Origin of the sequence: Streptomyces shinuiensis (assembly GCF_043660855.1) — a bacterium.
In the GTDB taxonomy this organism is placed as follows: domain Bacteria; phylum Actinomycetota; class Actinomycetes; order Streptomycetales; family Streptomycetaceae; genus Streptomyces.
On the sequence record NZ_JBIHML010000001.1, the window covers coordinates 4076172 to 4090322 of the forward strand.

The 14151-nt window shown below is 70.5% G+C and carries 12 protein-coding genes and 2 tRNA genes; 12 read left to right on the forward strand and 2 right to left on the reverse strand.

Features of this window, described 5'->3' with window-relative positions; all coding sequences use genetic code 11:
* Positions 1-30: 30 nt before the first annotated feature.
* Positions 31-104: transfer RNA gene (locus ACGRHY_RS18460), tRNA-Gly, on the reverse strand.
* A 109-nt stretch (positions 105-213) separates the two neighbouring features.
* Between ACGRHY_RS18460 and ACGRHY_RS18465 the strand changes: the two genes are divergently transcribed.
* From ACGRHY_RS18465 to clpX, 5 genes are all read left to right on the forward strand, one after another.
* Positions 214-290: transfer RNA gene (locus ACGRHY_RS18465), tRNA-Pro, on the forward strand.
* 98 nt (positions 291-388) lie between these two features.
* Positions 389-1792 carry a trigger factor gene (tig, locus tag ACGRHY_RS18470; RefSeq protein ID WP_394636424.1) on the forward strand — a complete coding sequence of 468 codons (1404 nt, stop codon included), beginning with the start codon at positions 389-391 and terminating at the stop codon, positions 1790-1792.
* 254 nt (positions 1793-2046) lie between these two features.
* Complete coding sequence (locus ACGRHY_RS18475; RefSeq protein WP_177213868.1) at positions 2047-2649, forward strand: ATP-dependent Clp protease proteolytic subunit; 603 nt, start codon at positions 2047-2049, stop codon at positions 2647-2649.
* Between the two features lie 64 nt (positions 2650-2713).
* Entirely contained in the window at positions 2714-3400 is a 687-nt protein-coding gene (locus tag ACGRHY_RS18480) for an ATP-dependent Clp protease proteolytic subunit (RefSeq protein WP_394636425.1), read from the forward strand.
* Positions 3401-3580: 180 nt separating this feature from the next.
* Positions 3581-4876, forward strand: coding sequence for an ATP-dependent Clp protease ATP-binding subunit ClpX (gene clpX, locus ACGRHY_RS18485; RefSeq protein WP_394636426.1), 1296 nt, complete (start codon positions 3581-3583; stop codon positions 4874-4876).
* Between the two features lie 372 nt (positions 4877-5248).
* On the opposite strand, the gene ACGRHY_RS18490 is transcribed toward clpX, so the two are convergent.
* Positions 5249-5383, reverse strand: a complete 135-nt coding sequence (locus ACGRHY_RS18490; protein ID WP_394636427.1) for a hypothetical protein — start codon at positions 5381-5383, stop codon at positions 5249-5251.
* Between the two features lie 393 nt (positions 5384-5776).
* On the opposite strand from ACGRHY_RS18490, the gene ACGRHY_RS18495 reads away from it, so the two are divergent.
* The 7 genes from ACGRHY_RS18495 (at position 5777) to mreD (ending at position 14121) form a co-directional block, all read left to right on the forward strand.
* The gene (locus ACGRHY_RS18495) at positions 5777-8434 is read left to right on the forward strand and encodes a valine--tRNA ligase (RefSeq protein ID WP_394636428.1); all 2658 of its coding nucleotides are present in this window, start codon (positions 5777-5779) and stop codon (positions 8432-8434) included.
* A gap of 101 nt (positions 8435-8535) precedes the next feature.
* On the forward strand, positions 8536-10095 hold the full coding sequence (gene folC, locus ACGRHY_RS18500) for a bifunctional tetrahydrofolate synthase/dihydrofolate synthase (RefSeq protein ID WP_394636429.1): 1560 nt from the start codon (positions 8536-8538) through the stop codon (positions 10093-10095).
* A 5-nt stretch (positions 10096-10100) separates the two neighbouring features.
* Entirely contained in the window at positions 10101-10442 is a 342-nt protein-coding gene (locus ACGRHY_RS18505; RefSeq protein WP_394638110.1) for a DUF4233 domain-containing protein, read from the forward strand.
* A gap of 131 nt (positions 10443-10573) precedes the next feature.
* Entirely contained in the window at positions 10574-10987 is a 414-nt protein-coding gene (gene ndk / locus ACGRHY_RS18510; RefSeq protein ID WP_394636430.1) for a nucleoside-diphosphate kinase, read from the forward strand.
* A 284-nt stretch (positions 10988-11271) separates the two neighbouring features.
* The gene (locus tag ACGRHY_RS18515; protein ID WP_394638111.1) at positions 11272-12291 is read left to right on the forward strand and encodes a rod shape-determining protein; all 1020 of its coding nucleotides are present in this window, start codon (positions 11272-11274) and stop codon (positions 12289-12291) included.
* A gap of 129 nt (positions 12292-12420) precedes the next feature.
* Complete coding sequence (gene mreC / locus ACGRHY_RS18520; protein ID WP_394636431.1) at positions 12421-13410, forward strand: rod shape-determining protein MreC; 990 nt, start codon at positions 12421-12423, stop codon at positions 13408-13410.
* 9 nt (positions 13411-13419) lie between these two features.
* Positions 13420-14121 (forward strand): rod shape-determining protein MreD, encoded by a 702-nt coding sequence (gene mreD, locus ACGRHY_RS18525; RefSeq protein ID WP_394636432.1) that lies wholly within the window; start codon positions 13420-13422, stop codon positions 14119-14121.
* Positions 14122-14151 lie beyond the last annotated feature (30 nt).

Consider the following 14151-nt stretch of genomic DNA (forward strand, 5'->3'; position numbering starts at 1 on the left):
TCCCCACCGAGGACCGGGCCGTTCTTCCGGTGGAGCGGGCGACGGGAATCGAACCCGCGTAGCCAGTTTGGAAGACTGGGGCTCTACCATTGAGCTACGCCCGCAGCGCCGCCGTAGTTCACGGGGCAGGCAGATCATACAGATCGCGGCCGGCCGTGAACCGTGTGCGGCACGCTCCGCATCGTACGGCATGTACTCTACGTGTCGCACGGACGGGGTGTGGCGCAGCTTGGTAGCGCGTCCGCTTTGGGAGCGGAAGGCCGTCGGTTCGAATCCGGCCACCCCGACCACGTACTATGAAAGACGCGCCTGTCTGTGTCGTGTCTGCGTGCGGGGCGCCCCACAAGAAGTACGAAGTCCCAGCAGTCAGCCCCCAAGGAGACCGACCGTGAAGAGCGCCGTGGAGACCCTGAACCCCACCCGGGTTCGGCTCACTGTCGAGGTGCCCTTCGAGGAGCTCAAGCCCAGCCTCGACGCGGCGTACAAGAAGATCAACCAGCAGGTCACCGTGCCCGGTTTCCGTAAGGGCAAGGTCCCCGCCCGGGTGATCGACCAGCGGTTCGGCCGGGGTGCGGTCCTGGAGGAGGCCGTCAACGACGCGCTTCCCAAGCTCTACCAGGACGCCGTCGAGGAGGGTGAGCTGAGCCCGCTCGGCCAGCCCGAGGTCGACATCACCGAGCTCAAGGACAACGAGCTCCTCGCGTTCACCGCCGAGGTGGACGTCCGTCCCTCCATCGAGATCCCGGACTACTCCGGCATCGAGGTCACCGTCGACGCCGTCGAGGTCTCCGACGAGGACGTGGACAAGTCGGTCGAGCAGCTCCGCGAGCGCTTCGCCTCAACCACCGTCGTCGAGCGCGCCGCCGCCGAGGGCGACGTCGTCAAGATCGACCTGGAGGCCAGGGTCGACGGCGAGGTCCTGGAGGACGGCGTCGCCGAGGGCGTCGACTACACCATCGGCTCCGGCGAGCTGCTGGACGGCATCGACGAGGCCGTCACCGGCCTGGAGGCCGGCGGTTCCGCGACCTTCGCCTCCGAGCTCAAGGGCGGTTCCGCCGCGGGCCGCGAGGCCGAGGTCAAGGTGGACGTCACCTCCGTCTCCGCCCGCGAACTGCCCGAGCTGGACGACGACTTCGCCCAGATGGCCAGCGAGTTCGACACCCTCGGGGAGCTGCGGGCCGACAGCCGTAAGCGCCTGGAGCGGATGAAGAAGTACGACCAGGCCACCCAGGCCCAGGAGAAGGTGCTCGACGCGCTGATCTCCCTGGTGGAGGTCCCGGTCCCGGAGAAGCTCCTCCAGGACGAGATCAACACCCGCAAGCACAACCTGGTCAACCACCAGCTCTCGCAGCTCGGCATGGACCTCGCGACCTACCTGAAGATGCAGGAGAAGTCCGAGGAGGAGTTCGAGAACGAGCTCAAGGAGCAGGCGGAGAAGGGCATCCGGACCCAGTTCATCCTCGACGAGCTGGTCAACAAGGAGAAGCTGAACGTCAATCAGGAGGAGCTCACCGAGCACCTCATGCGGCGCGCCCAGTCCTCCGGCATGAGCCCCGACCAGTTCGCCCAGGCCGTCGTCGAGGGTGGCCAGGTGCCGATGCTCGTCGGCGAGGTCGCCCGCGGCAAGGCCCTCGCGGTGGTCGTCGAGTCCGCCAAGGTCACCGACACCAACGGCGAGGCCGTCTCCATGGAGGACGAGGAGGACGAGGAGGAGTCCGGCGAGGCCGCCGACGCCTCCGCCGAGTCCGCCGACGCCTCCGCGGAGCAGGGCGGCGAGAAGTCCGAGGGCTGATCCGCGGGGCCCCGCCCCACGACCGGCCGAACGGGCCCGCACGCGACACCGCGTGCGGGCCCGTTCGCGTACGGCGGAACACGCCGATTCCACCTGCGGGAACGCTCCCTGCGCTAACAGCGAACAGTTCTCGGACCGGGATGGCGCAGTCGGACCCGCGCGTTAGGGTCCAAGTACAGACGAAGACCCCAGAGACGGCCCTGCGGCAGACCGCGGCCGTCCGTATACGAGCAGGTGGACACGTGACGCTTCCGATGCCTTCCGCCGCCACCGAGCCGACCATCGGTGGCCTCGGCGACCAGGTCTACAACCGACTGCTCAACGAGCGGATCATCTTCCTCGGCCAGCCGGTCGACGACGACATCGCCAACAAGATCACCGCTCAGCTGCTCCTCCTGGCCGCTGACCCGGACAAGGACATCTACCTCTACATCAACAGCCCGGGCGGCTCCATCACGGCCGGCATGGCGATCTACGACACCATGCAGTACATCAAGAACGACGTGGTGACCATCGCCATGGGCCTGGCCGCCTCCATGGGCCAGTTCCTGCTGAGCGCCGGCACCCCCGGCAAGCGCTTCGCCCTGCCGAACGCGGAGATCCTCATCCACCAGCCCTCCGCGGGCCTGGCGGGCTCGGCCTCGGACATCAAGATCCACGCCGAGCAGCTGCTGCGCACCAAGAAGAAGATGACGAGGCTGTCCGCGCTGCACACCGGCCAGAGCGAGGAGCAGTGGACCCGCGACGCCGACCGCGACCGCTGGTTCACCGCCCAGGAGGCCAAGGAGTACGGCCTGATCGACGAGGTCTACGGCTCCGCCACGCAGCTTCCGGGCGGCGGCGGTACGGGCGCGTGAGCGCCTGACGTCCCGCAGCTCGACACCGCAGCCAGTCCATCTCTCCAGAACGGTGTACAGCCACATGAACAGTCAGCACAGCTTCCCCGGGGCCGGGATCCACGACCGCCTCGAGGCCCGCTACGCCGGGCCGTCGGCCGAGTCCCGCTACGTCGTTCCGCGTTTCGTGGAGCGCACCTCGCAGGGCGTGCGGGAGTACGACCCGTACGCCAAGCTCTTCGAGGAGCGCGTGATCTTCCTCGGCGTGCAGATCGACGACGCCTCCGCCAACGACGTCATGGCGCAGCTGCTGTGCCTGGAGTCGATGGACCCCGACCGCGACATCTCGGTCTACATCAACAGCCCCGGCGGTTCCTTCACCGCGCTGACGGCCATCTACGACACGATGCAGTTCGTCAAGCCGGACATCCAGACCGTCTGCATGGGCCAGGCGGCCTCCGCCGCGGCCGTGCTGCTCGCCGCCGGCACCCCCGGCAAGCGGATGGCGCTGCCCAACGCGCGGATCCTGATCCACCAGCCCTACAGCGAGACCGGCCGCGGCCAGGTCTCCGACCTGGAGATCGCCGCCAACGAGGTGCAGCGGATGCGCACCCAGCTGGAGGAGATGCTCGCCAAGCACTCCGACAAGCCGATCGAGCAGATCAGCCAGGACATCGAGCGCGACAAGATCCTCACCGCCGAGGAGTCGCTGGAGTACGGCCTGATCGACCAGATCATCTCCACCCGCAAGACCTCTGTGGGGCTGGGCTGAGCCCGCGGATTCTCCCGAACATTTCCGCCCCCCTCGGGTCGAGTCGGTCCGAGGGGGGCCCATTCAGGGGGCCGGGCAAGGTACCGTCATAGGGGGTCCGGGGGCCGCCCCCGCCAAGGCCCAGAGCAAGCACCCGGGTTCGCGGAACTCGACGGATCCCAGGCGAAGGAGAAGCACCTCGTGGCACGCATCGGTGACGGCGGCGATCTGCTCAAGTGCTCGTTCTGCGGCAAGAGCCAGAAGCAGGTGAAGAAGCTCATCGCGGGGCCGGGCGTCTACATCTGCGACGAGTGCATCGACCTCTGCAACGAGATCATCGAGGAAGAGCTCGCCGACACCTCCGAGATGCGCTGGGACGAACTGCCCAAGCCGCGTGAGATCTACGAGTTCCTCGAGGGGTACGTCGTCGGCCAGGAGGCCGCCAAGAAGGCCCTCTCCGTCGCCGTCTACAACCACTACAAGCGGGTGCAGGCCGGCGAGAACGGCGGTTCGCAGGGCCGTGACGACGGCATCGAGCTGGCCAAGTCCAACATCCTCCTGCTGGGCCCCACCGGCTCCGGCAAGACACTGCTGGCGCAGACCCTCGCCCGGATGCTGAACGTCCCCTTCGCCATCGCCGACGCCACCGCCCTGACCGAGGCCGGCTACGTGGGCGAGGACGTCGAGAACATCCTGCTGAAGCTGATCCAGGCCGCCGACTACGACGTGAAGAAGGCCGAGACCGGGATCATCTACATCGACGAGATCGACAAGGTCGCCCGCAAGAGCGAGAACCCGTCGATCACCCGCGACGTCTCCGGCGAGGGCGTGCAGCAGGCGCTGCTGAAGATCCTGGAGGGCACCACCGCCTCCGTGCCGCCGCAGGGCGGGCGCAAACACCCCCACCAGGAGTTCATCCAGATCGACACCACGAACGTGCTGTTCATCGTGGGCGGCGCCTTCGCCGGGCTGGAGAAGATCATCGAGTCCCGGGCGGGCGCCAAGGGCATCGGCTTCGGCGCCACGATCCGCTCCAAGCGCGAGATCGAGGCCAGCAACCAGTTCGAGGACGTCATGCCCGAGGACCTGGTCAAGTTCGGCATGATCCCGGAGTTCATCGGCCGCCTGCCGGTCATCACCTCCGTCCACAACCTCGACCGCGAGGCGCTGCTGAAGATCCTGGTCGAACCGCGCAACGCGCTGGTCAAGCAGTACCAGCGGCTCTTCGAGCTCGACGGCGTGGAGCTGGACTTCGACCGCCCGGCGCTGGAGGCCATCGCCGATCAGGCGATCCTGCGCGGGACCGGGGCGCGCGGTCTGCGCGCGATCATGGAGGAGGTCCTGATGTCGGTGATGTACGAGGTGCCCTCGCGCAAGGACGTGGCGCGTGTGGTGATCACCGAGGAGGTCGTCCACTCCAACGTCAACCCCACTCTGGTGCCCCGCTCCCGCGGCGAGCGCGACCAGGGCCAGGGGCCGCGCGAGAAGAGCGCCTGAGCGCGCACCGCGCGACCGGTGGCACGCGGCCGGGGCCGTGCGGGCTACCCGATCTCGACGCGCACGTCGTTGCGGAGCCCTGCCACCTGGTCGGCGGCCTCCTCCGGGGCCTGGCTCCTGCCGGTGATCACCGCGGCCACGTCGGTGCTCACGGAGTGCGCGACGGTGCTGTGACCGGCCCAGACGCAGTAGGGCATGGTGAAGTTCCGGCCGATCTCCGAGGAGCCGTCGCCGGTGAACCTGACCTCCTGGCACTTCAGGACCGCGTTCTCCAGCCCCCCGAGGGCGAACCGCCGGGGCTCGCCGACGAGCTCGGCCGTCCCCTCGTCGCAGCCCTCCCCACGCCGGGGTCCTCGGCGGCCTTCTCCTCGATCACTCGAACATGGTGTCGACGACCGCCCCGGGGTCTTCGACCTCGCCCCGCACGCCGCCGGTGGTCGGCTTGTACCGCTTGCCGTCGTCGGTGATGTCGCTGCCGCCGCCGGAGAAGACGAAGTAGCCGCCCACCGCCAGGACGGCGGCCGCGGGGACGGCGACCAGGGCGCCGACCGTCCTGCCCTTGACGCCCCGCCCGGCGGGGGCGGGGGCATGCAGCCGCCGGGCCGCTGCGGGTAATCCGGCTGTCCTCGGCCCTGCCGCTGGGGAGGCCCGACCGGGGCTGAACGGGCTGCTGCGGATGGCCGTACCCCGGCTGAGGGCCGCCGAACAGCGGTGGCGGCTGCTGACCGTACGGACCGGGCCGCGGCGGCTGGTTGTGACTCGGGCTGGGACTCCCCTCCCCCTTGATCGGACACGTTCGCGAACGAGCCGTCCCATCCCGGCGGGCCCCGGCGCCTCCCGGTCACCCGGACCCCCAAACCGGTTCGAGACCGCCGCACGGCCGCCCGTACACTGGCCGTCGTGACCGACAACACTCAGCAGAGCCCGACCCCCGCGGGGGCGGAGCCGTCGAACAGCGCCCATGCCGACCTGCCGACCCAGTACGTTCCGGCCGAGGTGGAGGGGAAGCTGTACGAGCGCTGGGTAGAGCGCGGTTACTTCGAGGCGGACGCGGGGAGCGACAAGCCGCCGTACACGGTCGTCATCCCGCCGCCCAACGTCACCGGCAGCCTGCACCTGGGCCACGCCTTCGAGCACACGCTGATCGACGCCCTCACCCGCCGCAAGCGGATGCAGGGCCACGAGACGCTGTGGCAGCCCGGCATGGACCACGCCGGCATCGCCACCCAGAACGTCGTCGAGCGCGGGCTGGCCAAGGAGGGCAAGTCCCGTCACGACCTGGGGCGCGAGGCGTTCGTCGAGCGGGTGTGGCAGTGGAAGTCGGAATCCGGCGGCCAGATCCTCGGCCAGATGCGGCGGCTGGGCGAGGGCGTCGCCTGGTCGCGCGAGCGCTTCACCATGGACGAGGGACTCTCCCGGGCCGTCCAGACGATCTTCAAGCGGCTCTACGACGACGAGCTGATCTACCGCGCCGAGCGGATCATCAACTGGTGCCCGCGCTGCCTGACGGCCATCTCCGACATCGAGGTGGAGCACGCCGACCAGGACGGCGAACTGGTCTCGATCCGATACGGCGCAGGCCCCGGGAACCCGGACTCCATCATCGTGGCCACCACCCGCGCCGAGACGATGCTCGGCGACACCGCCGTGGCCGTCCACCCCGACGACGAGCGCTACACCCACCTCGTCGGCACCGAGATCGAACTGCCGCTCACCGGCCGGCGCATCCCCGTGGTCGCCGACGAGCACGTCGACCCCGGGTTCGGCACGGGCGCCGTCAAGGTCACCCCGGCGCACGACCCGAACGACTTCGAGATCGGCCGCCGCCACGACCTGCCGAACATCACGGTCATGGACGAGCACGCGATCATCACCGCCCACGGCCCGTTCCAGGGCCTGGACCGGCTGGAGGCGCGTTCGGCGGTCGTCGGCGCGCTGCGCGCCGAGGGGCGCATCGTCGCCGAGAAGCGCCCCTACGTCCACTCCGTCGGCCACTGCTCGCGCTGCAAGACGACCATCGAGCCGCGGCTGTCGATGCAGTGGTGGGTCAGGGTCGGCCCGCTGGCCGAGGCCGCCGGCGACGCGGTGCGCGACGGCCGGGTCGCCATCCACCCCAAGGAGATGGAGTCCCGCTACTTCGGCTGGGTCGACAACCTCCACGACTGGTGCATCTCCCGCCAGTTGTGGTGGGGCCACCGCATCCCGGTCTGGTACGGCCCGAACGGGGAGACCGTCTGCGTCGGCCCGGACGAGGAACCCCCGGGCGGCGAGGGCTGGCACCAGGAGACGGACGTCCTGGACACCTGGTTCTCCTCCGGCCTGTGGCCCTTCTCCACCCTCGGGTGGCCCGAGCGGACCGAGAGCCTGGAGAAGTTCTATCCGAACTCCGTCCTGGTCACCGGCTACGACATCCTCTTCTTCTGGGTCGCCCGGATGATGATGTTCGGCCTCTACGCGATGGACGGCACCCCGCCGTTCCACCAGATCGTGCTGCACGGCATGGTCCGCGACCAGTTCGGCAAGAAGATGTCGAAGTCGTTCGGCAACGCGGTCGACCCGCTGGACTGGATGGACGAGTACGGCTCCGACGCGCTGCGCTTCACCCTCGCGCGCGGCGCCAACCCCGGCGTCGACGTCCCCATCGGCGAGGACTGGGTCCAGGCGTCCCGCAACTTCGCCAACAAGGTCTGGAACGCCACCCGCTTCGCGCTGATGAACGGCGCCACGGTCGAGGGCGGTCTGCCCGCGCCCGAAGAGCTGTCGTCCACCGACCGCTGGATCCTCTCCCGGCTGAACACGGTCGTGGCCGAGGTGAACGCCTACTACGACGACTACCAGTTCGCCAAGCTCTCCGACCTCCTCTACCACTTCGCGTGGGACGAGGTCTTCGACTGGTACGTCGAGCTGTCCAAGACCACCTTCGCCGCGGGCGGCGACGCGGCCCGCGCCTCCGCCCGCGTCCTGGGCGAGGTCCTGGACACCACGCTGCGGCTGCTCCACCCGGTGATGCCGTTCGTCACCGAGACGCTGTGGACGACGCTGACGGGCGGGGAGTCGGTGGTGATCGCCGACTGGCCCTCCGACTCCGGCTTCCGCGACGCGGCGGCCGAGCAGGAGATCGCCACCCTCCAGCAGGTGATCACCGAGGTCCGCCGCTTCCGCGCCGACCAGGGCCTCCAGCCCGGACAGCGCGTCCCGGCCCGCCTCGCCCTGGACGGAACCGCGCTGGCGGTCCACGAGGCGGCCATCCGTTCCCTGCTGCGCCTGCAGCCGGCCGGCGAGGACTTCCGGGCCACCGCGTCCCTGCCGGTGGCGGGCGCGAAGGTGGAGCTGGACCTGTCCGGCGCGATCGACTTCGCCGCCGAGCGCAAGCGTCTGGCCAAGGACCTGGCGGCGGCCGAGAAGGAGTTGGCGCAGACCACGGCCAAGCTCGGCAACGAGGGCTTCCTGGCCAAGGCCCCCGATCACGTGGTGGCCAAGATCCGCACCCGCAGGGAGCAGGCCGAGGCGGACATCACCCGGATCTCCGCCCAGCTGGAGGCACTGCCGCAGGGCTAGAAGGCCCGCAGGCGGGCGGGACGACGGATACGACGAGAGGGCGGTGGCCGCCGCGCCCGGCCCGGGCGCGGCGGCCACCGCCCTCTCCGTACACTGAAACGGTGAGTGAGCAGCCCCCGCACGACCCGCACGAAGGCCCCGGCGACGCCTCCGGCCAGGAGGGGGAGCACGGCGATCCCCTGGAGCGGTTCGACGAGATCATCGACGCCGAGACCGACCGCGACCCCGATCTCGCCGTGATCGAGGCGGGCAGCCGCACCCTGCGCACCCAGGCCGGGCCGGCCGGGGGCGGCGAGCTGCCGACCCGGCCCGAGGACCCGGAGCTGGACCGGGCGCTGCGGGCGGTGGAGGCCGAGCTGGTGGGGCGGTGGCCCGAGACGAGGCTGGAGCCGTCCCTGACGCGGATCGCCGCGCTGATGGACGTACTCGGCGAGCCGCAGCGCTCCTACCCTTCCATCCACATCACCGGCACCAACGGCAAGACCACCACCGCCCGGATGATCGAGGCGCTGCTGGGCGCCTTCGACCTGCGCACCGGCCGCTACAGCAGCCCGCACGTCCAGGCCATGACCGAGCGGATCAGCCTGGACGGCGCCCCGATCTCCGCCGAGAGGTTCATCGAGACCTACGAGGACCTGCGGCCGTACGTGGAGATGGTGGACGCCGCCCAGGAGCACCGGCTGTCGTTCTTCGAGGTCATGACGGGCATGGCGTACGCGGCCTTCGCCGACGCGCCCGTGGACGTGGCGGTCGTCGAGGTCGGCATGGGCGGGAGCTGGGACGCCACCAACGTGATCGACGCGTCCGTCGCCGTCGTCACCCCGATCGCCCTGGACCACACCGACCGGCTGGGGGAGACGCCCGAGGAGATCGCGCGGGAGAAGTCCGGCATCGTCAAGCGGGACGCCGCCGTCGTGCTGGCCCAGCAGCCGGTCGAGGCCGCCTCGGTCGTACTGCGCAGGGCCGTGGAGATGGACGCCACCGTCGCCCGCGAGGGCCTGGAGTTCGGCGTCGTCTCCCGCGAGGTCGCCGTCGGCGGGCAGCTTCTGACGCTGCGCGGCCTGGGCGGGGAGTACCCGGAGGTCTTCCTGCCGCTGCACGGCGTCCACATGGCGCACAACGCCGCCGTGGCGCTGGCGGCCGTCGAGGCGTTCTTCGGCATCGGCTCCCGGCACGCCCGCGCCCTGGACATCGACGCCGTCCGCACCGCCCTCGCCTCCGTGGCGTCCCCGGGACGGCTGGAGGTGGTGCGCCGCAGTCCCACGGTGGTGCTGGACGCCGCACACAACCCCGCGGGCGCCCGGGCGACGGCCGCCGCGGTCACCGAGGCGTTCGGCTTCAGCCGTCTGGTCGGCGTGGTCGCCCCCAGCGCCGAGAAGGACGTGAAAGGGCTGCTGGAGGCCTTCGAACCGGTCTTCGCCGAGGTCGTGCTCACCCGCAACTCCACCTCCCGCGCCATGGACGTGGACGAGCTCGCCGCGCTGGCCGTGGAGGTCTTCGGCGAGGAGCGGATCCAGGTCGAGCCCCGGCTGGACGACGCGCTGGAGGCGGCCATCACCCTGGCCGAGGAGGAGGGTGAGTACGCCGGCGCGGGAGTACTGGTCACCGGCTCGGTCTTCACCGTCGGCGAAGCCCGGCTGCTGCTCGGAAAGGACAGGTGACGGCGGTGCGTACGCTCTGCGCGTCCACGCTCATCGGCGAGTTCCTCGTCATCGGCCTCGCATCCCTGGTGGCGGTGCGACTGGGGGAACTGCCCACGGGAACGGTGTGGGCCGTCGGCGGCACGGCGATGGCGCTGTGCCTGCTGCTGTGCGGGATGCTCGGCCGGCCCGGCGCGATCCGGCTCGGCTGGGCTCTGCAGATCGGCCTGATCGCCTCCGGCTTCGCCGTCCCGGCGATGTTCTTCCTCGGCGTGGTCTTCACCGGGCTGTGGTGGGCCTCGATCCACTTCGGCCGGAGGATCGACGAGGCGAAGGCCCGCTTCGCGGCGGGAGCCGGCACCGCGTGACCGGCGCCGGCCGGCCGGTGTCCGACGGGTGCCGCCCGACGGGTGCCGACGGAGCGCGGGCGGGCTCCCTGTAGCCTCTGAGCACTTGTGAAAGCCCGTACTCACGTGAAAGTCCCAAGGAGCAGCCGACCATGAGCCAGCGTACCCTCGTCCTCCTCAAGCCCGACGCGGTCAGGCGGGGCCTGATCGGCGAGATCGTCGGGCGCATCGAACGCAAGGCCGGCTGGACGATCAGCGCGATGGAGCTGCGCACGCTGGACCACGCCGCCCTGGAGCGGCACTACGCCGAGCACGTCGGCCGCCCGTTCTACGAGCCGCTGCTGGAGTTCATGGCCTCCGGCCCGTCCGTGGCGATGGTCGTCGAGGGCGAGAGGGTGATCGAGGGGGTTCGAGCCCTGGCCGGTCCGACCGACCCGATCGCCGCAGCGCCCGGCTCCATCCGGGGGGATTTCGGAACGATCGTGCGTGAGAACCTTGTCCACGCGTCGGACTCCGAGGAGTCCGCCGAACGGGAGCTGAAGATCTTCTTCCCTTCCCGCCACTGACGGTGCGTCAGAAGTGCGAACCTCTTGACCTGGGGCGATCGATGGAATTCGATCGCCCCAGGTGAATTCGCCCTCCACTCGGGGGAACGAATCACCCGGACGCGACGTCACCACATACGGGGATGAACCGCGTTCCGCCGACAATGACGGAGGAGGAACCCTCTCACCGCGTTCGAAGGAGCGCGACTACGATGGAAACTTCTCCGGGCCCCGCAGCGCACGCTGTCGTCCTCCCCTCACATCGCTCCAGTCGGAAGGCCTGACGTATCCTCATGGCGAACAACATGTCGTTCATCGGCCGTGACATGGCTGTCGACCTCGGGACCGCCAACACGCTGGTGTACGTCAGGGGTCGCGGGATCGTCCTCAACGAGCCATCGGTCGTCGCCATCAACACCAACACCGGCGGAATCCTCGCGGTCGGCGCCGAGGCGAAGAAGATGATCGGCCGCACCCCGGGCAACATCGTGGCGGTCCGCCCCCTCAAGGACGGGGTGATCGCGGACTTCGAGATCACCGAGCGGATGCTCCGCTACTTCATCCTGAAGATCCACAAGCGACGCTACCTCGCGCGCCCCCGAGTGGTCGTGTGCGTCCCCTCCGGTATCACCGGTGTCGAGCGACGCGCGGTCATCGAGGCGTCCACCCAGGCGGGCGCCCGTCAGGTGCACATCATCGAGGAGCCGATGGCGGCCGCCATCGGCTCGGGGCTGCCGGTGCACGAGGCGACGGGCAACATGGTCGTCGACATCGGCGGCGGCACCACCGAGGTGGCCGTGATCTCCCTGGGCGGGATCGTCACCGCGCAGTCCATCCGGGTGGCGGGCGACGAGCTGGACAACGCGATCATCCAGCACATCAAGAAGGAGTACAGCCTCCTGCTGGGCGAGCGCACGGCCGAGAGCATCAAGATCACGATCGGCTCGGCGTACGACATGGAGGACGACGAGCACACCGAGATCCGCGGCCGCGACCTGGTCAGCGGACTGCCCAAGACCGTGGTCATCTCGGCCTCCGAGGTCCGCAAGGCCATCGAGGAGCCCGTCAACTCCATCGTGGACGCGGTGAAGACCACCCTCGACAAGTGCCCGCCCGAGCTCTCCGGCGACATCATGGACCGCGGCATCGTCCTCACCGGCGGCGGCGCCCTGCTGCGCGGCCTGGACGAGCGGCTGCGGCGCGAGACGGGCATGCCCATCCACATCGCCGAGGACCCGCTGGACTCGGTGGCGCTGGGCTCGGGCAAGTGCGTCGAGGAGTTCGAGGCGCTCCAGCAGGTGCTCGACGCCCAGCCGCGGCGGTGACGCCGGGCCGGACCGGCCCCCGCCGCGCCGCCCGCGCCCGGCCGATGGACGGAGGCGGCGGGCGTCCCGGGAAACCGGATCGACATCACGGTCAGACAAGTCCGACAAGGGAAGGCACGGCCGTCGCACGTGAGGGATACACGAGAGAGCCGGCTGCTGCTCGTTCTGCTGGTCGCCATCGCGTTCGCACTGATCACGGTGGACATCCGCGGCGGTGAGCGATCGCCGCTGGACGGGGCGCGGCAGGTGGCCGCGTCCGTACTCGGTCCGGTGGAGAGCGGTGTCGCCGCCGCCGTCGACCCCGTCGGCAACGCCATCGCGGCCGTACGGGACTCCGGCGAGCGCCACGGCCGGATCAGCGTACTGGAGCAGGAGAACGCCGAGCTGAAGCAGAGGCTCGCCGCCTCCGACCGGGACAACGCCCGGGTCGGGCAGCTCGACGACCTGCTGAGGACCGCAGGCGCCGGGCAGTACGGCATCAAGGCCGCCCAGGTCGTCGGGATCGGCGCCGCCCAGGGCTTCTCCTGGACCGTCACCATCGACGTCGGCCGCGACGACGGCATCAGGCGCGACATGACCGTGATAAACGGCGACGGACTCGTCGGCCGGGTCACCACCGTCGGACCGAGCACCTCCACCGTGCTCCTGGCCAACGACCCCGACTTCACCGTCGGCACCCGGATGGAGGGCACCGGCGAACTCGGCTTCGCGGGCGGCCGCGGCGACAGCGCGCTGACCGTCCAGCTCCTCAACAGCAAGGCCAGGGTGAAGAAGGGCGACCGCCTGGTCACCTTCGGCTCCAGCAACGACCGGCCGTTCGTGCCCGGCGTGCCGGTGGGCGAGGTCATCCGGGTCGATCCGCACAGCGGCGGCCTCACCCGGACGGTGCGGGTGCGGCCGTACGTCGGCTTCACCAAGCTCGACATCGTCGGCGTCGTCGTCAGGCCGCCGCGCACCGACCCGCGTGACGCGGTCCTCCCGCCCAAGCCGAAGGACCGGCCCGCCCCGACGGTCACGGTGACCGCCGACCCCTCGGCCGCCGCCGGATCATCCGCTGCCGACCCCTCGGCGAGCACCGGCCCCGCCGCGGCCGCCGCACCCAGCCCTTCCAGGAGCTGACCGATAACGATGCACCCCAACCGGATCCTGCTCTCGATCGCACTCGTCGTCGTCGCCCTGGTGGTCCAGGTCAGCGTGCTGGCCCGGCTCCAGCTGCCCGGCGCCGTCCCCGACCTGTTGCTGCTGACCGTCCTCGGCCTGGCGCTGGTGTACGGCCACACCGGCGGAGCCCTGGTCGGCTTCGCGGCCGGCCTGCTGGCCGACCTCGCGCCGCCCGCCGACCACGCCGTGGGCCGCTACGCCCTGGTGCTGTGCGTCATCGGCTACGCCGCCGGCCTGACCAAGCCGGAGAACGGCCAGCACCGCTCGGCCACCATCCCGATGCTCGTCGTGGCCAGCGCCGCGCTCTCCTCCACCCTGCTCTACGCCGGTGTCGGCGCGCTGGTCGGCGACACCGCGGCCCGCCACGTGGGTCTGGGCCTGCTGCTGACCACGGCCACCCTCTACGACCTGCTGCTCGCGCCCTTCACGGTCCCGGTGGTCATGGCGCTGGCCCGTCGCACCGCGCACGACCCGCTCGCCGACACGGCCGGCAGCGCCGGCGACGGCGCCCGCACATACGGCGGACTGCTCGGCTCCGGGGGGCTCGGCGGGCTGCGCGGCCGCGCCGGCGGCCGGGCGGGCCGGGCGGGCGCCGTCCGGCGCGGCGGCCTGACGGCCCGGGCCTCCAGGAGCGGAACGGGGCGGATCAAGGGCGTCAAGCGACTGTGACGGCGGCGGCGACAGCGACTGTGACCGTGA

What these genes read in the sequence shown, in the direction of transcription:
- mreD (WP_394636432.1), top strand. Translation starts at nt 13,420, where the DNA reads ATGCACCCCAACCGGATCCTGCTCTCGATCGCACTCGTCGTCGTCGCC.
- ACGRHY_RS18515 (WP_394638111.1), top strand. Translation starts at nt 11,272, where the DNA reads ATGTCGTTCATCGGCCGTGACATGGCTGTCGACCTCGGGACCGCCAAC.
- ACGRHY_RS18480 (WP_394636425.1), top strand. Translation starts at nt 2,714, where the DNA reads ATGAACAGTCAGCACAGCTTCCCCGGGGCCGGGATCCACGACCGCCTC.
- ndk (WP_394636430.1), top strand. Translation starts at nt 10,574, where the DNA reads ATGAGCCAGCGTACCCTCGTCCTCCTCAAGCCCGACGCGGTCAGGCGG.
- ACGRHY_RS18475 (WP_177213868.1), top strand. Translation starts at nt 2,047, where the DNA reads ATGCCTTCCGCCGCCACCGAGCCGACCATCGGTGGCCTCGGCGACCAG.